Consider the following 17,941-nt stretch of genomic DNA (forward strand, 5'->3'; position numbering starts at 1 on the left):
ATTCGGGAGCCATGATGGTACCGTGTCGGGGCCGGACTGCCTAGCAATCGCGCTGGAGGACGGCAACTACGTTGCGCCGCGCTAAAAAATCCGTCGTACCGGCCGGATTCCACCGCATAATGGTTGAAAAGTGCGGCCTGCCGGGCAACACGGGGCCGAACAAAGCCCATTCGCCTCGCCGTCCGCATGTCCGTCGCTTGTCCGTTTTTCTCTTGCCCCATTTTTACATGTCCAGCAACGCCCCTCCGATCGTCCTCACCTTCGGCCTGTCCGATCCCACCGGCGGCTCCGGCCTCCAAGCCGATCTGATGACCCTGGCGAGCATGGGCTGTCACGGCGTGTCCGTCCTGACCGGCTATACCGTGCGCGACTCGGCCGCCTGCGACGAGGTGACCGGCCTCGACCCCGACGTCGTCGCGGCGCAGGCGCGCATGCTGCTCGAAGACATGCCGGTTGCCGCGTTCAAGATCGGCGCGGCCACGCGCGCGGAAGTCGTCAGTGCGATCGCCGAAGTCGTCGCCGACTACGACGGCGTGCCGCTCGTGCTCGCGCCCGATTTCACGCTCGACGACGAACACGTGCTCGCGGCGGACGATCTGCGCGAATCGATCGCCGATCTGCTGGCGCCGCAAACCACGCTGCTGGTCGCCGACCACGCGACGCTGATCGCGCTCGCGCAGCCGGACGGCGATGCGGAGGCGCCGAATCTCGACGCGGCCGTGTCGCACCTGCTGTCGCAGGGCTGCGAATACATCCTGTCGTCGGAAACGGGTTCGCACCGGCTCGTCAACACGCTGTACGGCGAGGAAGGCCAGCTTCGTGAAGACATGTGGGATCGCTCGCCGCACCGGCTGATGGGCATCACAGATACGCTCGGCGCGGCCATCGCGGCGTTGCTCGCGAACGGCCAGGAGCCGCCCGAAGCGGTGCGCGAGGCGCAGGAATATCTGTACCAGGCCGTGCGCGACGCGTTCCGGCCCGGCATGGGCGCGTACCTGCCCGACCGGTTCTTCTGGGCGCGCAGCAACGACGAGTCGGACACGCCGCCGGCCGTGAAGGCCGATTCGGCGCCGAGGACGTCGCATCGGCATTGAGCGGCGACGCGGGCGGCCGATCCCGCCGCCGCGAACGGCGCGCCGAATTCCACGTGCAAATAAAAAAAGACCCGCATCGCTGCGGGTCTTTTCTTTTGGCTGGAACGCGCATCGCTGCGCGCTCCGGACACCGTCGACCGAAGTCGATTACATGTCCATGCCCATGCCGCCCATGCCGCCCGGCATGCCGCCCGGCATCGGTGCGTCTTCCTTCGGCAGTTCCGCGACAGCAGCGTCCGTCGTCAGCAGCAGGCCTGCGACCGAAGCTGCGTTCTGCAGCGCGGTGCGCGTGACCTTGGTCGGGTCGACGACGCCGGCTTCAACCATGTCGACGTACTCGCCCGTTGCTGCGTTGTAGCCGTAGTTGCCCTTGCCTGCAGCAACCGCCGCCACCACGACGCTGGCTTCTTCGCCGCCGTTCGTGACGATCTGGCGCAGCGGCTCTTCCATCGCGCGCAGCACGATCTTGATGCCGGCGTTCTGGTCGGCGTTCGCGCCGGTCAGGCCTGCGATCGCGGTGCGTGCGCGGATCAGCGCAACGCCGCCACCTGCCACGATGCCTTCTTCCACAGCTGCGCGGGTAGCGTGCAGTGCGTCTTCGACACGTGCCTTCTTTTCCTTCATTTCGACTTCGGTCGCAGCACCGACCTTGATCACTGCCACGCCGCCTGCCAGCTTGGCCACGCGCTCTTGCAGCTTTTCACGGTCGTAGTCCGACGTCGCTTCTTCGATCTGCGCGCGCACTTGCTTCACGCGTGCTTCGATGCTTGCAGCTTCGCCTGCGCCGTCGATGATCGTCGTGTTTTCCTTGCCCACTTCGATGCGCTTCGCCTGGCCGAGTTCTGCCAGCGTTGCCTTCTCGAGCGTCAGGCCGGTTTCTTCCGCGATGACTTGACCGCCGGTCAGGATCGCGATGTCTTCCAGCATCGCCTTGCGACGATCGCCGAAGCCCGGCGCCTTGACCGCAACGGTCTTCAGGATGCCGCGGATGTTGTTGACGACCAGCGTGGCCAGTGCCTCGCCTTCGACGTCTTCTGCGATGATCAGCAGCGGACGGCCAGCCTTCGCGACTTGCTCGAGCACCGGCAGCAGATCACGGATGTTCGACACCTTCTTGTCGTGCAGCAGCACGAACGGGTTGTCGAGGACGGCGACTTGCTTGTCCGGGTTGTTGATGAAGTACGGCGACAGGTAGCCGCGGTCGAACTGCATGCCTTCGACGACGTCCAGCTCGTCGGCGAGCGACTTGCCGTCTTCGACGGTGATGACGCCTTCCTTGCCGACCTTGTCCATCGCTTCAGCGATGCGATCGCCGATCGACGAATCGCTGTTCGCCGAAATCGAGCCGACCTGGGCGATTTCCTTGTTGGTCGTGCACGGCTTGCTGATCTTCTTCAGCTCTTCGACAGCCGCTGCGACTGCCTTGTCGATGCCGCGCTTCAGGTCCATCGGGTTCATGCCCGATGCGACGTACTTCATGCCTTCGCGGACGATCGATTGCGCGAGGACGGTTGCCGTCGTCGTGCCGTCGCCTGCGTTGTCGCTGGTCTTGGAAGCGACTTCCTTGACCATCTGCGCGCCCATGTTCTGGAGCTTGTCCTTCAGCTCGATTTCCTTCGCGACCGACACACCGTCCTTGGTGACCGTCGGGCCGCCGAAGCTGCGCTCGAGCACGACGTTGCGGCCCTTCGGACCCAGCGTGACCTTGACTGCGTTGGCGAGAATGTTCACGCCTTCGACCATCTTCGAACGGGCGGAATCGCCGAATACGACGTCTTTAGCTGCCATCTTCTAACTCCTTGAATTCTTGGGAATATGTACCGTCGGAGGACGCTTACTTGGCGTTGACCACGGCCATGATGTCTTCTTCGCGCATGACCAGCAGTTCGTTGCCGTCGACCTTCACGGTCTGGCCTGCGTACTTGCCGAACAGAACACGATCGCCGACCTTCACGTCGAGCGCGATCGGGGCGCCCTTGTCGTCGCGCTTGCCCGGGCCGACGGCCAGGACTTCGCCCTGATCCGGCTTTTCAGCAGCGGCGTCGGGGATCACGATGCCCGAGGCGGTCTTGGTTTCCTGATCCAGGCGCTTGACGATCACGCGATCGTGCAAAGGACGAAGGTTCATATTCACTCCTCTCTTGACTGAGATTGAAGAACGCTTAGGGAACTGCCCGGCTCATCGCCCGGCAGAGAATTGTTAGCACTCTCGTGCAGCGAGTGCTAATTATATGGACGGGTTTTGACAAATTCAAGAAGGGAAACCGGAGGAATTTTCGAGGCGGCGACGCGGCGGGAAAACGGCTGAGAACAACGAAAAACCCTTTCAAAACAAAGCCATGACGATCGAAACCGACCCGACGGGCGGGCTCGCGAGGCCCGCGAATCCCATCCAGCCCCGTTTGGACACCGGGTAAGCCCGGAGTTCCCGAGGCCGCCGACATCGCATCGAAAAAAACGTGCGGGCGCCCATTTCATCCGCCGCGGCACGTTCGTTCGCCGGCGTCGCCGGGCCGATCCTCACGCGTCGGCGCAATCCGCGCCCGACAGCGGCCGGAAGGTCCGGCCGTCCGTCTCGACGGTCGCGCCCAGCCGCCGCGCGAGCCCCTTCGCCCCTTCGCGCATCACGACGTCGTGATTCCATCGGAACAGCGGCCGCGCGAGCGGCTCGAGCCAGTTCATCCAGCGCAGGTGCGTACGGATGTGCCAGTCGTAGCGCACGACGGTGCGCGCGCCGTCGGCGGTGAACGACCAGCGGCCGTCGCCCTCGATCGCGCCGCTCGCATGGCCTTCCAGTGCATGCGGCCGCTCGACGCGACGCACGCGCATGTCGAAGGTCAGCCGGTACGGCAGCGCGCCCTTCCACGTATACCGGTGCAGCGCGCCGACGCCGCGCGCGTCGCCCGGTTCGAGCTCGACGGTGCGCACGGCACCCTTCCACCAGTCGGGCCAGCGGTCGACCTGGTAGATCGCGTCCCAGACCGCCGCGAGCGGCGCGTCTACCCGCCAGGTCGTTGAGAACCGGTACTCCGCCATGCAGCCTCCGGCATTGCGCGTCAGGAACGCGGATCGGCGCGCCGTCAGGGCGCGAAAAAACGCTCGGGAAACGCGACGTCGATCTCCACATCGTCGAGCGTCACGGTTTCGAGCGGCACATCGTCGTCGCCGGCGTAGCTGACTACCTTCAGCGGAAAACCGTCGTCGGTGTCGAGCCATAACCGGTAGCGATGCACGCCGTCGATCGCATGCGCGGGCGCGCCCGTGACCAGCACGCGCAGCGCGCGCCGGCCGCCGGTGGTTTCCTCGCCTTCGGTCACCGTCGCGCCGCCCTGCTGCAGCGCATGCACGTTGCGCAGCAGTTCGCCGACGTCCGAACGGTCGACCCGGTGGCCGCTGCGGTCGCGCACGAGCGGATTGGACGGCGACAGCGTCAGCGCGGGCGGCGCATGCGTGCCGAACGGGCGCAGCCGCACCTTGCCGTCGCCGGGATCGTACGCAAGCACCGCGCCGCGATGCGGCGACACGAAATCCATCCGGACGAAGCCCGGTTTCAGGTACGCGTAACGGATTTCGGTGTGCTCGCCGTCGCGCGCCGACGAGCGGATCGTCGCGCGGTACGAGCGGACGTGGTCGAAATGCGCCTGCGCGACGGTCACGGGATCGGCGGTCATGCTCGCTCCTATCAGGCTCGCGGCCAGCAACGCGGCGATCACGGCGCCGCCTCGACGTCGAGCACGCCTTCCATCCCGCGCTCGCGATGGCTGCTGAAAAACAGCAACCGGTGCGTGCAATAGTAGGCGAATCGACCCGGCTGCTGCGGCGTGAAACGGAACGTCCTCGGCGTCGTGCCGAGTTCGGTATGCACTGCGATGCCCGCCTGCGGCGGCGCGTCGATCTCGAAGCTGTGCGGTACCACGCCGGGCTCGGCCGACACGGTCAGCTCCACCGGCAGGTTCGCGCGGACGATCACGTGATTCGGCCGGAAAAAATAGCTGCCGCCGACGATCGTCACACGCTGTACGCCGTCGGCATCGACCGGCACGCGCACGGGCGCATTTCCCTGCGCTCGCGCAAGCATCGTGCCCGCGAGGCACGCCGCCAGCACGAGCTCCTTCATCATCGTCGTCTTCATCGCCTGCTCCCCGCGGGCGCCGCGCGTCATCCCTTCCACGCATCGGCCGGCCCGCCCAGCGCTGCGCATGCGTCGATCGCCAGCTCGCGCAGACGCCGTTCGTCGCCACGGCCGGTCAGCGCATAACCCATGCCGCGATCCGACCAGAAATACGTGTAGCGGCCGTCCGCCGACAGCGCCTGCGGCGCGAGGCGCCGCGCATCGTATGCGGTCATGTACAGCGTCACGCGCGCGCCGTCCGCGCGCTGGTACATCAGCTGTGCGGCCGGCCCCGCGTCGCCGGGCAGCAACCGGCCGCCCAGCAGCGCGTAACCGTATTCGTCGAGCGACGGTGCGCGCACCGGCCGGCCGATGCGCGCCGACAGCCATGCGGCGAGACGCGTGGGATCGGCCGCACCGACTTCCACCGGATGCTCGCGATCGGCCGCGTACACCGCGTACGCGGCATCGGCGCGCGCGGCGAACGCCGGTTCGCGGCCGAATGCGGACCAGCCCGCATGCAGCGCGACACCGATCAGCAGCCCGGCCGCCAGCCCCGCGAACGCGTGCGCGGCGGCGCGCCAGCGCGACGCGCGGCGCTGCACGAACAATGCGGGCGCGGCGCCCGGCAACGGAAACAACGCCTTCAGCGCATCGCGCTGCGCACGGTAATGCGCGAATCGTTCGGCTTCCCGCGGATCGGACTGCAGGCGCTCGAGCATCTCGCGCCGCTCGTGCCCGGACAGTTCGCCATCCAGCAACGCGGACAGCAGTTGCGCCGACGCGTCGTCGTCCTGCCGGTTCGAAGGCTTGCGCGGATCGTCCATCATGGCTTCCCGATCACCCGTAACGTGGCCGTGCCGTGCGCCGGCGGCGCGTCGGTCAGCAACGCGCGCATCTGTGCGCGTGCCCGCGCGAGCCGCGACATCACCGTACCCACCGGCACGCCGAGCACCTGCGCGGCATCGCGATAGCTCAGCTCCTCGAGCGCGACCAGCAGCAGCACCTCGCGCTGCTCGACCGGCAGCCGATACAGCGCGCGCTGCACGTCGCGCAATTCCAGCCCGCCGACTTCGCCAGCGGGCGCCGCCATCGTCTGCCACGGCGCCGTCGCGTCGTCCACGGCGATCTCGTGCCGCGCGCGCAACTGGTCGATGAAGCGGTGCCGCAGCAGCGTCAGCAGCCACGCGCGCAGGTTGCCGCCGTCGCGCGGCGGCCGGTTCAGCGCACGCTCGAGCGTGTCCTGTACGAGATCGTCGGCCCACGCGCGCTCGCCCGTCAGCGCACGCGCATAGCGCGTGAGGTGCGGCAGCCATACCAGCAGGTCCGATTCATAGCTCATCCGGGCGCCTCGCGCGTCGCCGCGCGGTCACGGCCGCGCGACGTGCCACATGCCGCCGATCCCGTCGCCGCCGGCGTCGCCAGCCTTGCGGTCCATCTTCCAGCGATACAGCGGACGGCCGCGGTACGCCCATTGCTTAGTGCCGTCGTCGCGGGCGACGACGCTCAGCGCACCCGACGGCTTGTCGTATGCGTCGGCGAGCGCGGGCGGCCAGTTGGCCGCGCACGCGCCGTCGCACATGCTCTTGCCCGGCGCATCGCGATCGAACACGTACAGCGTCATGTGCGCTTCGTCGGTCAGTTTCCCGTCGCCGGCCTGGGGCGGTTCCGCGGCCGCCGGCCGCACGATCGCCGCCGTCAGCGCGGCAGCGAAGAGCATCCGTTTCATTCCCGTTCTCCTTGGCGTCGTGTCGCGACACGATGCGGCCAGACGGGACGATCGGCTTCGTCGCGATCATTATCCCGCCGGCCGGCGGTGCCGGAACTCGGTATGTAAACGGACGGCGACGGCCTGTTATTCCATGCGGCGCCGCGACCGGCAGCCGCGATCGTTCATGTGACGAAAGAACGCGGGAAGCCCGAAATGACAACGCGGCATGACATCGCTGTCATGCCGCGTTGGGCGGCCGGTACTGCATCGCCGGTATTGCACGGCCCGTATTGCGCGACCGTCTCGCCCGACGGCCGATGCGGCGCCGTCGGGCGGTTTCGGCCGGTTACCTCGGCAATGCGCCGGTCAGCGACTGGAGCAGCGTCGTCACCGGTGCGAGCGGGTTGTTCGGCGAGCTGTTGCCCGAATGCGGCGTCACCGACAGACTCGGCGCGGAACCGAGCGCCGTACCCACCGACGTGCCGACCGCATTGACGACCGTCGCGGTCGAATTGGCCCCCACCGTCAGCAGCGAACCGACCGCGCCGGCTGTGCCGCCGGCCGCGTTCGCGCCCGAGCCGAGCAGGCTGCCGCCTGCCGCTGCCGTCGAACCGGCCGCGCCCGACAGCGCGCCGGCCGCCTGGCCGAGCGCCGCCGGACCGGACGCGAGTGCGCCCGTCACCGAACCGAGCGCACCGGTCAGGGCGCCCGCCGGGTTGCCGCCGCCCGTCAGGCCGCTCACGAGGCTCGTGATCGGCGCGATCGGGTTGTTGCCGGCAGCGCCGGACAGTGTGCCGACCACCTGGTTCACGACGCCTTGCACCGGCGCGAGCGGGTTGGAGCCGCCGAGGTTGCCGAGGGCGCCCGTCACCGAGTTCAGCGCGCCCGTCAGTGCGCCGGCCGGATTGCCGCTGCCGAGCGCGCCCACGACCTGGTTCACGACACCCTGCACCGGCGCCAGCGGGTTCGTACCGCCCAGCGCGCCGAGCGCGCCCGCTGCCGAGCCGACCGCGTTGCCGAGTGCGCCGGTGGCCGTCCCGACCGCGTTGCTCAGCGTGCCGGCCGGATTGCTGCCGCCAAGCGTGCCGACGACCTGGTTCACGACGCCTTGCACCGGCGCCAGCGGGTTCGCGCCGCCGAGGCTGCCGAGCGCGCCCGTCACCGAGCCGAGGGCGCCGGTCAGCGCGCCGGCCGGATTGCCACCCGGCAATGCGTTCTGCAGACCGTTGACGAGGTTCGTGATCGGCGTGATCGGGCTGCCGCCGCCTGCACCCGACAGCGTGCCGACGACCTGGTTCACGACGCCCTGCACCGGCGCCAGCGGGTTCGCACCGCCGAGCGCGCCCGTCACGGAGTTCAGCGCGTTCGTCAGCGCACCGGCAGGATCACCACTGCCGAGCGTGCCGGCGAGTTGCGTGACGGCGCCTTGCACCGGCGCGAGCGGGCTCCCTGCGCCGCCGACGTTGCCGAGCGTGCCGGTGATCGTGTTGACCGCGTTGCTCAATGCGCCGGCCGGGTTGCCGCTGCCTAGCGTGCCGGTGACCTGGTTCACGACGTTCTGGATCGGGGTAATCGGGTTCGCGCCGCCGCCGAGGTTGCCCAGTGTGCCGGTTACGGTGCCGAGGGCGCCGGTCAATGCGCCGGCGGGGTTGCCGCCGCCAACGCCGCCCAGTGCACCGGTTACCGTGCCCAGGGCGCCCGTCAATGCGCTGGCCGGATTGCCGCCGCCAACGCCACCCAGTGCGCCCGTCACCGTGCCCAGGGCGCCGGTCAGCGCGCCGGCCGGATTGCCGCCGCCAACGCCGCCCAGTGCGCCCGTCACCGTGCCCAGGGCGCCGGTCAATGCGCCGGCAGGGTTGCCGCCGCCAACGCCGCCCAGTGCGCCCGTCACCGTACCTAGCGCACCGGTCAATGCGCCGGCCGGGTTGCCGCCGCCGAGGTTGCCCAGTGTGCCGGTTACGGTGCCGAGGGCGCCGGTCAATGCGCCGGCGGGATTGCCGCCGCCGAGGCCACCCAAGGCGCCCGTCACCGTGCCCAGGGCGCCGGTCAATGCGCTGGCCGGGTTGCCGCCGCCAACGCCACCCAGTGCGCCCGTCACCGTGCCCACAGCACCGCTCAGCGCACCTGCCGGGTTACCGCCACCGAGCGCGCCCGTCACCTGATTCACCACACCCTGCACCGGCGCCAGCGGATTCGTGCCGCCGCCGACATTACCCAGTGCCCCCGTCACCGCCCCCACGGCGCCCGACAGCACTTGCCCCGGCTCGCCGAGCGACGTCTGGATCGTGCCCGACCCACCCGCCGTCACGGTGACCGAACCCAGCGGCGACGTCCCCGTCGCGCCCAACCCGACCGACACGCTGTTCGTCGGCGGATTGACGATCACTTGCGGGATCGGCAGCGAATCGAGCGCCGCGGCCATCGCGGACCCCGAAGCCAGCACCCCGAACACCGTCGCGACCGACAGCGCCACACCCGTCAATTTAAAATTCTGTCCCATCGTTATTTTCCCCATCTCGGTTGGCACTACGTTGACAAAGCATGGGGACGGATTGCACGAAGCGTGCCAATACAAAAACCGGATAGATTTGTCTGCTTATTTGTCGGCAATAACGCTTTTTTAATTGATTTCCGACGAATTCACGCGTCGCGACGCCACAATAGTCTGACGAAAAGCGCCATCGGAGCGAGGATGTAACGTAACGTTTGCGAGCCTCGTGGTGACGTGTTCCGGTACATTCCGCCAATGCCGGAACACGCGCCGGCAATGCAGCCCAATACCGTTACGACGGGCCGCCCATTACGCATTTCGACAATATGAAAATGCATTGATCAATCGCGAATTTGCTGATTTTCTTTTGTCGCGAAATTTTCTTTCTTGTCGATTACGCAGATCATTTCCAATTGTGCGGATTTCGACGAACCGGACAGCAGAACGAAAAACTGTGAAGCAAGCGCATGGCCGCCGGCGCGTGCCGGCGACCGAAACCGCATCCGCGCGCCGCAGGTTCAGCCGAAGCGGGCGGGCCGATACGGATGAGGATCGATATAGGTCTGCGCGCCCGTCATCATCTCGGCGAGCAGGCGGCCGGTCGCGGGCCCGAGCGTGAGCCCGTGATGGCAATGGCCGAACGCGAACCACAAATGACGGTGGCGCGGCGCCGGCCCGATCACCGGACGCATGTCGGGCGTGCAAGGCCGCATCCCGAGCCACGGTTGCGGATCGAGCCGCTCGCCGATGCCGAACGCGTCGCGCGCCAGCGGTTCGGCGCGCGCGAGTTGCACGCCGGTCGGCGGCGCATCGCGCGGCGCGATCTCGACGCCTGTGGTGAGCCGCAGGCGGCCACCCTCCATCGGCGCGACGACGAAACCGGCCTCGGTATCGCACACGGGCACGTTCAGCGGCGTGCGCGTCGGCCGGTAATGCATGTGATAGCCGCGCTTCGCGCGCAGCGGAATCCGGTAGCCGAGCGGCGCGAACACATGATCGGACCACGGCCCGAGCGCGACCACGGCCGAGCGTGCCGAGATCGGCCCGTGTTCGGACCGGACCTGCCAGCCGCCATCCATCTGCACGAGCGTCGTCGCGTCGCCGCGCACGAACGTGCCGCCGTCGCGCTCGAACAGCCGCGCATACGCCTTGGTCAGCCCGCCCGGGCTCGATACGGTCTTCGGGTCCTGCCAGTGGAACGCGCCGCAGAATGCATCGCCGATGCCGGGCTCGCGCGCCCGCAGCGCATGCGCATCGAGCACGGTCATCCGCAGCCCGTGCTCGGCCGCCACGCGCTGCTGCGCGTGCGCTTGCTCGTCGAACAGCGCGGGCGAACGGAACGCCTCGATCCACCCGCCGTCGTGCACGAGCGGCTGCGCGTCGGTGCGCGCGAGGAGCGCCTCGTGCTCGACGACGCTCGCCGCGACAAGCGGCAGCAGGTCGCACGCGGCGGCCGCGAGCCGCCGCGGCGACGATTCACGCCAGAAGCGGGCGAGCCAGCCCGCGTACGCGGGCAGTGCGCGGTAGTCCCAATAGAGATCGACCGAGCGGTTGCGCGCATAGCGCAGCAGCGTGCCGAGCTGGCGCGGAAACGCATACGGCACGACCGACGAGCGCTCGATCAGCCCCGCATTGCCGTGGCTGGTTTCCTCGCCGGGCGCGCGCCGGTCGACGAGCGCGACGCGCAGCCCGCGATCCTGCAGATGCAGCGCCGACGACACGCCGACGATGCCGGCCCCCAGAACGATGACGTCGAAATCCATGGTTCCCCGTACTGCGTCGAGATGGGATGCGCGGTGCGCCGGCCCCGCGGCCGGCGCGCGGCGGCGCTTACTTCGCGATGATGTCGCGCTTGAAGTACTTCTGCGACAGCGCGCTCAGCGTGCCGTCCTTCTTCAGCGCATCGAGCGCGCCGACGATCTTCGCCTGCAGCGCCTTGTCGTTCTTGCGCATCCCGAAGCCCGTGCCTTCGCCGAGCGTCGCCGGATCCTTCAGCGGCTCGCCGACGATCTGGTAGTCGCGGCCGGCCGGCTTGTCGAGGAACCCGTCCTGCGCGGTCTGCGCTTCCTGCACGGCCGCGTCGAGACGCCCCGCGACGAGATCGGCGTAGATCTGGTCCTGCTCCTGGTAGGACACGACGGCCACGCCCGCATTGGCCCAGTGCGCCTTCAGAAAATCCTCCTGCGACGAGCCCTGCAGCACGCCGACGTGCTTGCCGCGCAGGCTCGCGACGTCGGGCTTCAACGGCGCACCGCGCTTCGCGACCATCACGATCGGCACCACGTAGATCGCCGGCGTGAAATCGATGCTTTGCTTGCGCTTCGCGGTGATGTTCATCGCCGAGTTGATCGCGTCGAACTTGCGCGCCTGCAGCGCCGGGATCAGCCCGTCGAACGCATTCTCGACCCACACGCACTTCATGTTCAGCTTCGCGCACACCGCGTTGCCGACGTCGACGTCGAAGCCCTGCAACTGACCGGCCGGCGTCTTGCTCTCAAACGGCGGATAGGCGGCTTCGATCCCGAAGCGCAACGTGGTTTGTTCCGCATGGGCCGTGACGGCCGCGCACGCGAGCGCCGCAGCGGCGCAGAGGGAAAGCTTCCAGTTCATGACGGTCTTCCGTTCCGGATTGAGGCGATGAAGATCGGTCGCCCGACGCCCTCGGTGGGCGCCGGTCGGCATTCGAGTGCAGGCCGCCGCCGCATGGCGACGTGGCGGGTCCTGCATGCGAAATATAGACTCAAAGTCTACTATGGACTATAGGGGATACGAGGATGCGGCTTCGGTCCTCCATATCGAAATTTCTTTCTGCCGCCAGAAACACCGTTGATTTCATGGCATTTTTCGTGACACCGACTCCGACACAGCATCTCGAAAATAAAAACTCTCACTATTTTGTTTGTCTATATTAGACTTTTCGTCCATCACAAATCCCGCAGAACACCGTCTTTCGAGACTTTCTGTCCAGCCCGAACCGGAGATGCCCCATGACGCAAACCGTCCCCACCCTGCCGCTGACCGTCGACGAAGCCGCGGTGCGCGCGGCGCTGCCGTCGCTCGACGTGCTCGGCACGCTGCGCCGGATGTTCGCGTCGCTGGCCGCGGCGCGCGCGGTGCAGCCGCCGCAGACGCTCACGCTGTTTCCCGACCGGGCCGGCGACTTCATCACGTATCTCGGCGCGCTCGCCGACGAGCAGGTGTTCGGCGCGAAGCTGTCGCCGTATGTCGTGACAGGCGGCAAACCTGTCGTCACCGCATGGACCGCGCTGATGTCGATGCAAACCGGCCAGCCGCTGATGTGGTGCGACGCGGGGCTGCTGACCGTCGAACGCACGGCCGGTACGACGGCGCTTGCGGTCGACTGTCTCGCGCCGCGCGACGCGCGTCATCTGGCGATCGTCGGCGCGGGCGCGGTCGGCCTCGCGCACCTGCGGCACACGGCGGCGCTGCGCGACTGGGACACGATCCGCGTGTACTCGCCCGCGCTGGCCGGCGACGCGGCGCTGCAGGCGAGCCTGACCGCGCTCGACGCACGCGCACGCGCGGCGGCGAGCGTCGAGGCCTGCGTGCGCGACGCGGACGTGGTGGTGCTGTGCACGTCGTCGGGCACGCCCGTGCTCGGCGACGGCATGCTCACGCGCCCCGCGCTCGTCACGTCGATCAGCACGAACGTCGCGCGCGCGCACGAAATCCCGCCCGCGTGGCTGCCTGACATGGACGTCTACTGCGACTACCGGCACACGACGCCCGCGAGCGCGGGCGAGATGCAGATCGCCGCGGCCGAGCACGGCTGGGATGCCGGCCGGATCGTCGGCGACCTGCCCGCGCTCGTCGCCGGCACCTGCGCGGCGCCGTCGCGCACGCGTCACGCGCTGTTCCGCTCGATCGGCCTGGGCCTCGAGGACATCGCGATCGCGCACGCGCTGTACACGCATCTGACGCACGCATGAGCGGCGCGCGCACACGGGGCCGATACAATGGCGCAACCGCCGCGGCGGCCGCGCGCGGGCGCACGGGCATGCCGGCCGACGGTGGCCCGGCCCGCCGGCCCGACACGCTGCCCCGCTCCCGCCCACCCGAGATCGCGACACCGATGCGCAAGAAGAAATCTCCCGTCAAAGACCTGCTGCTCACCCGCTATGCGCCGATCGCCGACGGTATCGCCGCGCTGTTCTTCCCGTACGCGGAAGTCGTGATCCACGACCTGCACGACCAGACCGTGCTGTATCTCGCGAACAACCTGTCGAAGCGCGAGGTCGGCGACGATTCCGCGCTCGAGGAAATCGATCATTCGGCGCGCGAGCGCGTGATCGGCCCGTACGAGAAGCTGAACTGGGACGGCCGGCGGATGCGCTGCGTGAGCAACGTGCTGTTCGACGACGAAGGCCGGCCGGCCGGGATGATGTGCATCAACTTCAACATCGCGGTGTTCGACGAGGTGCGCGCGACGCTCGACCTGTTCATCAAGGGCGCGGGCGTCGTCGCGCAGCCCGACGAACTGTTCCGCGACGACTGGCAGGAGCGCATCAACACGTTCCTGCACGGCTGGCTGCGCGAGCGGCAGGTCGGGCTGAACGGGCTCACGCGCGAGCACCGGCGCGAGCTCGTCGAGGCGCTGTACGCGGAAGGCGCGTTCCGCGGCAAGAGCGCGGCGAACTACGTCGCGAACGTGCTCGGGATGGGGCGCGCGACGGTCTACAAGCATCTGAAGCACCTGAAGGAAACGCAGGGCGACGCCTGAGCGGGATGCGGCGGGCGCGATGACGCGCAGGCCCCGGTCATCGGTACCGGGCCGCCGATTCCGGCGCCCAGGCTTCGCGATGCGCGGGTGCGGTCTCGGTTCCGCACGGGCCCGCCGCGGAAGCGCGGAAGCGCGGAAGCGCGGAAGCGCGGAAGCGCGGAAGCGCGGAAGCGCGGAAGCGCGGAAGCGCGGAAGCGCGGAAGCGCGGAAGCGCGGAAGCGCGGAAGCGCGGAAGCATAAAATGATATAGTCGCAGTTACATTTTTTGCCGCCCCGAACCGCCCATGACGACCGCTCCCGCTCCGACTGCCCGCCCGACCCTGACCGTCGAAATCTGGTCCGATCTGATCTGCCCGTGGTGCTGGATCGGCAAGCGCCGCTTCGACGAGGCGCTGGCCGCCTTCGCGCACGCCGAGCGCGTCGACGTCGTGCCGCGCGCGTACCGGCTGATGCCCGGCCAGCCCGTCGAGCCGGTCGAGGCGATGCTGGCAGGCAAATACCGGATGGCGCCCGCGCAGGTCGACCAGATGCTGCGCCAGGTGACCGATGCGGCCGCGAGCGTCGGGCTGCGCTACGACCTGCCGGGCACGCTGGTCGGCGACACGCTCGACGGCCACCGGCTCGTGAAGCTCGCGCAGGCGTCGGGCCGCGCGCACGCGCTGACCGAGCGGCTCTATCGCGCGTATTTCTGCGAGCACGGTTCGCTGTTCGATCATGCCGCGCTGACCGAATTCGCGGTCGAAGCCGGGCTCGAGCGCCCGGCCGTCGAAGCGGTGCTGCGCAGCGACGCCTACCGCGACGAAGTCGAAGCCGACATCGCGCGCGCCGAACAGATCGGCGGGCGCGGCGTGCCGCTGTTCGTGTTCGGCGGCCGTTACGCGGTGTCCGGCGCGCAGCCGGCCGACGCGTTCGCGCAGGCGCTCGACCAGGCATGGCGCGACGGCGTCGTCGAACTCGGCGGCAGCGACGCGGCCGCCTGCGGCCCCGACGGCTGCGAACTGCCGGCCCGGTCGTAACGCGCAACCCGCGACACGCGCGCCGCGCGCCACTACGCTTCGCTGCTGCCACAAACCGGCAGGAAGCCCGCGCCGATGACGTCTACAATGCCTCCTTTCAAATAACTATCAGAGAGAAGGCTGAGCGCCCATGACCCACGGTATCCACGGCGAGAAGCGCTGGTATGCGCTGATCGTGCTCTGCCTCGGCGTGCTGATGATCGTGCTCGACAGCACGATCGTGAACGTTGCGCTGCCGTCGATCAGCACCGACCTCCACTTCACCGAAACGGCCCTCGTGTGGGTCGTCAACGCGTACCTGCTGACGTTCGGCGGCTGCCTGCTGCTCGGCGGCCGGCTCGGCGACCTGTACGGCCAGCGGCGCATGTTCCTCGCGGGCCTCGTCGTGTTCACGCTCGCGTCGCTCGCCTGCGGCCTCGCGCAATCGCAGGCGATGCTGATCGCCGCGCGCGCGGTGCAGGGGCTCGGCGGCGCGGTCGTGTCGGCCGTCTCGCTGTCGCTGATCATGAATCTCTTCACCGAGCCCGGCGAGCGCGCACGTGCGATGGGCGTCTACGGCTTCGTGTGCGCGGGCGGCGGCAGCATCGGCGTGCTGCTCGGCGGGCTGCTGACGAGCTCGCTGTCGTGGCACTGGATCTTCCTCGTCAACCTGCCGATCGGCGCCGCGGTCTATGCGATGTGCGTCGCGCTGCTGCCGCGCACGCGTGCGCCGGCCGGCACGGCCCGGCTCGACGTCGCCGGCGCGATCACGGTGACCGCGTCGCTGATGCTGGCCGTCTACGGGATCGTCGGCGGCAACGAGGCCGGCTGGCTGTCGACGCAGACCGTCGCGCTGATCGGCGCGGCCGTCGTGCTGCTCGCGCTGTTCATCGCGATCGAGTCGCGCGCCGCGCATCCGCTGATGCCGCTCACGCTGTTCGCCGCGCGCAACGTCGCGCTCGCGAACGCGATCGCCGTGCTGTGGGCGGCCGCGATGTTCGCGTGGTTCTTCCTGTCCGCGCTGTACATGCAGCGCGTGCTCGGCTACGGGCCGCTGCAGGTCGGCCTCGCGTTCCTGCCGGCGAACCTGATCATGGCCGCGTTCTCGCTCGGGCTGTCGGCGCGGATCGTGATGCGCTTCGGGATCCGCGGCCCGATCGCCGCCGGCCTGCTGATCGCGGCATGCGGCCTCGCGCTGTTCTCGCGCGCGCCGGTCGACGGCGGATTCGTGTGGCACGTGCTGCCCGGGATGGCGCTGCTCGGCATCGGCGCCGGCGTCGCGTTCAATCCGGTGCTGCTCGCCGCGATGAACGACGTCGATCCGGCCGATTCCGGGCTCGCGTCGGGCATCGTCAACACCGCGTTCATGATGGGCGGCGCGCTCGGGCTCGCGGTCCTCGCGAGTCTCGCGGAGGCCCGCACCGGCGCACTGGCGGCGGCGCAAGCGGCGCCGCTCGACGCGCTGAACGGCGGCTACCATGCGGCCTTCGCGTTCGGCGCGGCGTTTGCGGCCGTGGCCGCGCTGACCGGCTTCGCGCTGCGCATCCGGCCGCCGCGCGCGGTCGAAGGCGCCGGGCCCGCGATGCACTGACCGTCGACGGACGGGCCGGGAACCGGCATCGGATCGGGGCGCGCATCGTCGCGCCTTTTTTGTGCACGCGGGCCACGCGGCGTACGCGCCCGGTTCGCCGCCGCTTTCGGGCCAGATCGTCGTCGGCCGCGCCCGCCCGAACGCGCGTTTCACGTCCCGCCGGCCGCCTGCCGGGCGGGCCTTCGCGGCCGATTTTTAACGCAGTCGTCCATTGACGCGTCACTTTTGCGACAATGGCGGACTTTGACGCGCGCGCCACGGGCCGCGCGCCGCCGCCGAACGCCGCATAACCGCCTGCTTCCGATGTCGCTTCCCCATATCGATCTGCTGTACTCGCTGTCCGGCCTGTTCGTCGGCATTCTCGTCGGCCTGACGGGTGTCGGCGGCGGTTCGTTGATGACGCCGATTCTCGTGCTGCTGTTCGGCGTCCACCCTGCGACGGCGGTCGGCACCGACCTGCTGTACGCGGCCGCGACCAAGGCCACCGGCACGCTCGTCCACGGCCTGAAGGGCTCGGTCGACTGGCGCATCACGGGCCGGCTCGCGGCGGGCAGCGTGCCGGCCGCGGCGCTCACGCTGTGGTGGCTGCACACGCACGGGATGAACACGCCGGGCACCGCGCGGATGATCCAGCTCGTGCTCGGCGTGGCGCTGCTGCTGACGTCGCTCGCGCTGATCTTCCGCCCTCAGCTCACTGCATTCGCCGCGCGCAACCCGCTCGCGCCGAGCCCCGCGCGCACGCTGTGGTCGACCGTGCTGACGGGCGCCGTGCTCGGCGTGCTCGTGTCGATGACGTCGGTCGGCGCCGGCGCGATCGGCGTGACCGTGCTCCTGCTGCTGTATCCGCTGCTCGCGACGACCCGCATCGTCGGTTCCGACATCGCGCACGCGGTGCCGCTCACGCTGGTCGCGGGGATGGGCCACTGGCTGCTCGGCTCGGTCGACTGGTCGATGCTGCTGTCGCTGCTGCTCGGTTCGCTGCCCGGCATCGTGATCGGCAGCCTGCTGTCGGCACGCGCGCCCGAGCGGCTGCTGCGCAACCTGCTCGCGTCGACCCTGGTCGCGGTCGGCGTGCGGCTCGTGCTCGCGTAAGCGGGCACCGCGCCTGACGAACAACGCCGTCCCGGTGCTGCGTGCGCGCCCGCAGCTTCAGCACGCGTTGCAGCGCAGTACGGTTCGCGAGGATGCCGTCGTAGAAGTTGGCGAG

17 protein-coding genes are annotated in these 17,941 nt (G+C 69.0%); 6 read left to right on the forward strand and 11 right to left on the reverse strand.

Annotated elements, in window-relative coordinates; genetic code table 11:
• Positions 1-227 precede the first annotated feature (227 nt).
• On the forward strand, positions 228-1,094 hold the full coding sequence (locus QZM15_RS07050; RefSeq protein ID WP_059574212.1) for a hydroxymethylpyrimidine/phosphomethylpyrimidine kinase: 867 nt from the start codon (positions 228-230) through the stop codon (positions 1,092-1,094).
• Positions 1,095-1,241: 147 nt separating this feature from the next.
• Here QZM15_RS07050 and groL read toward each other — a convergent pair whose 3' ends face one another.
• From groL to QZM15_RS07105, 11 genes are all read right to left on the reverse strand, one after another.
• Positions 1,242-2,882, reverse strand: a complete 1,641-nt coding sequence (gene groL / locus QZM15_RS07055) for a chaperonin GroEL (protein WP_006485462.1) — start codon at positions 2,880-2,882, stop codon at positions 1,242-1,244.
• Between the two features lie 46 nt (positions 2,883-2,928).
• Entirely contained in the window at positions 2,929-3,222 is a 294-nt protein-coding gene (gene groES / locus QZM15_RS07060) for a co-chaperone GroES (RefSeq protein WP_011351136.1), read from the reverse strand.
• A 392-nt stretch (positions 3,223-3,614) separates the two neighbouring features.
• Positions 3,615-4,130, reverse strand: a complete 516-nt coding sequence (locus QZM15_RS07065; protein WP_226290037.1) for an SRPBCC family protein — start codon at positions 4,128-4,130, stop codon at positions 3,615-3,617.
• Between the two features lie 44 nt (positions 4,131-4,174).
• Positions 4,175-4,807, reverse strand: a complete 633-nt coding sequence (locus QZM15_RS07070; protein ID WP_099316115.1) for a DUF1571 domain-containing protein — start codon at positions 4,805-4,807, stop codon at positions 4,175-4,177.
• A complete protein-coding gene (locus QZM15_RS07075) occupies positions 4,804-5,226 on the reverse strand; it encodes a hypothetical protein (protein ID WP_059574335.1) in 423 nt (140 codons plus the stop codon). The genes QZM15_RS07070 and QZM15_RS07075 overlap by 4 nt, the downstream gene beginning before the upstream one ends.
• 26 nt (positions 5,227-5,252) lie before the next feature.
• A complete protein-coding gene (locus QZM15_RS07080) occupies positions 5,253-6,035 on the reverse strand; it encodes an anti-sigma factor (protein ID WP_302106102.1) in 783 nt (260 codons plus the stop codon).
• Positions 6,032-6,547, reverse strand: coding sequence for a sigma-70 family RNA polymerase sigma factor (locus tag QZM15_RS07085; protein ID WP_302106103.1), 516 nt, complete (start codon positions 6,545-6,547; stop codon positions 6,032-6,034). Before QZM15_RS07085 ends, QZM15_RS07080 begins: the two co-directional genes overlap by 4 nt.
• Positions 6,548-6,574: 27 nt before the next feature.
• Positions 6,575-6,934, reverse strand: a complete 360-nt coding sequence (locus QZM15_RS07090; RefSeq protein WP_059574217.1) for a hypothetical protein — start codon at positions 6,932-6,934, stop codon at positions 6,575-6,577.
• Between the two features lie 328 nt (positions 6,935-7,262).
• A complete protein-coding gene (locus tag QZM15_RS07095; protein ID WP_302106104.1) occupies positions 7,263-9,416 on the reverse strand; it encodes a hypothetical protein in 2,154 nt (717 codons plus the stop codon).
• A 509-nt stretch (positions 9,417-9,925) separates the two neighbouring features.
• Positions 9,926-11,170 carry an FAD-binding oxidoreductase gene (locus tag QZM15_RS07100; RefSeq protein WP_302106105.1) on the reverse strand — a complete coding sequence of 415 codons (1,245 nt, stop codon included), beginning with the start codon at positions 11,168-11,170 and terminating at the stop codon, positions 9,926-9,928.
• 67 nt (positions 11,171-11,237) lie between these two features.
• Positions 11,238-12,017: an ABC transporter substrate-binding protein gene (locus QZM15_RS07105; protein WP_059642012.1), complete on the reverse strand. Its 780-nt coding sequence runs from the start codon at positions 12,015-12,017 to the stop codon at positions 11,238-11,240.
• A 377-nt stretch (positions 12,018-12,394) separates the two neighbouring features.
• Here QZM15_RS07105 and QZM15_RS07110 point away from each other — a divergent pair, with 377 nt between their 5' ends.
• The 5 genes from QZM15_RS07110 (at position 12,395) to QZM15_RS07130 (ending at position 17,826) form a co-directional block, all read left to right on the forward strand.
• A complete protein-coding gene (locus QZM15_RS07110) occupies positions 12,395-13,357 on the forward strand; it encodes an ornithine cyclodeaminase family protein (protein WP_302106106.1) in 963 nt (320 codons plus the stop codon).
• Entirely contained in the window at positions 13,354-14,148 is a 795-nt protein-coding gene (locus tag QZM15_RS07115; protein WP_089464577.1) for a transcriptional regulator, read from the forward strand. The genes QZM15_RS07110 and QZM15_RS07115 overlap by 4 nt, the downstream gene beginning before the upstream one ends.
• 284 nt (positions 14,149-14,432) lie before the next feature.
• Entirely contained in the window at positions 14,433-15,164 is a 732-nt protein-coding gene (locus tag QZM15_RS07120; protein WP_059574223.1) for a DsbA family oxidoreductase, read from the forward strand.
• 130 nt (positions 15,165-15,294) lie between these two features.
• Entirely contained in the window at positions 15,295-16,734 is a 1,440-nt protein-coding gene (locus QZM15_RS07125) for a DHA2 family efflux MFS transporter permease subunit (RefSeq protein WP_124658272.1), read from the forward strand.
• Positions 16,735-17,037: 303 nt separating this feature from the next.
• On the forward strand, positions 17,038-17,826 hold the full coding sequence (locus tag QZM15_RS07130; RefSeq protein WP_059574336.1) for a sulfite exporter TauE/SafE family protein: 789 nt from the start codon (positions 17,038-17,040) through the stop codon (positions 17,824-17,826).
• Positions 17,827-17,941: the final 115 nt, after the last annotated feature.

The sequence above is a fragment of the Burkholderia sp. AU44665 genome, from assembly GCF_030504405.1.
GTDB classification, from domain to species: Bacteria; Pseudomonadota; Gammaproteobacteria; order Burkholderiales; family Burkholderiaceae; genus Burkholderia; species Burkholderia semiarida.

Bases quoted from the DNA above. Each gene is read 5' to 3' on its own strand.
- QZM15_RS07050 (WP_059574212.1), top strand. From the start codon at position 228: ATGTCCAGCAACGCCCCTCCGATCGTCCTCACCTTCGGCCTGTCCGAT.
- groL (WP_006485462.1), bottom strand. From the start codon at position 2,882: ATGGCAGCTAAAGACGTCGTATTCGGCGATTCCGCCCGTTCGAAGATG.
- groES (WP_011351136.1), bottom strand. From the start codon at position 3,222: ATGAACCTTCGTCCTTTGCACGATCGCGTGATCGTCAAGCGCCTGGAT.
- QZM15_RS07065 (WP_226290037.1), bottom strand. From the start codon at position 4,130: ATGGCGGAGTACCGGTTCTCAACGACCTGGCGGGTAGACGCGCCGCTC.
- QZM15_RS07075 (WP_059574335.1), bottom strand. From the start codon at position 5,226: ATGAAGACGACGATGATGAAGGAGCTCGTGCTGGCGGCGTGCCTCGCG.
- QZM15_RS07080 (WP_302106102.1), bottom strand. From the start codon at position 6,035: ATGATGGACGATCCGCGCAAGCCTTCGAACCGGCAGGACGACGACGCG.
- QZM15_RS07085 (WP_302106103.1), bottom strand. From the start codon at position 6,547: ATGAGCTATGAATCGGACCTGCTGGTATGGCTGCCGCACCTCACGCGC.
- QZM15_RS07090 (WP_059574217.1), bottom strand. From the start codon at position 6,934: ATGAAACGGATGCTCTTCGCTGCCGCGCTGACGGCGGCGATCGTGCGG.
- QZM15_RS07095 (WP_302106104.1), bottom strand. From the start codon at position 9,416: ATGGGACAGAATTTTAAATTGACGGGTGTGGCGCTGTCGGTCGCGACG.
- QZM15_RS07100 (WP_302106105.1), bottom strand. From the start codon at position 11,170: ATGGATTTCGACGTCATCGTTCTGGGGGCCGGCATCGTCGGCGTGTCG.
- QZM15_RS07105 (WP_059642012.1), bottom strand. From the start codon at position 12,017: ATGAACTGGAAGCTTTCCCTCTGCGCCGCTGCGGCGCTCGCGTGCGCG.
- QZM15_RS07110 (WP_302106106.1), top strand. From the start codon at position 12,395: ATGACGCAAACCGTCCCCACCCTGCCGCTGACCGTCGACGAAGCCGCG.
- QZM15_RS07115 (WP_089464577.1), top strand. From the start codon at position 13,354: ATGAGCGGCGCGCGCACACGGGGCCGATACAATGGCGCAACCGCCGCG.
- QZM15_RS07120 (WP_059574223.1), top strand. From the start codon at position 14,433: ATGACGACCGCTCCCGCTCCGACTGCCCGCCCGACCCTGACCGTCGAA.
- QZM15_RS07125 (WP_124658272.1), top strand. From the start codon at position 15,295: ATGACCCACGGTATCCACGGCGAGAAGCGCTGGTATGCGCTGATCGTG.
- QZM15_RS07130 (WP_059574336.1), top strand. From the start codon at position 17,038: ATGTCGCTTCCCCATATCGATCTGCTGTACTCGCTGTCCGGCCTGTTC.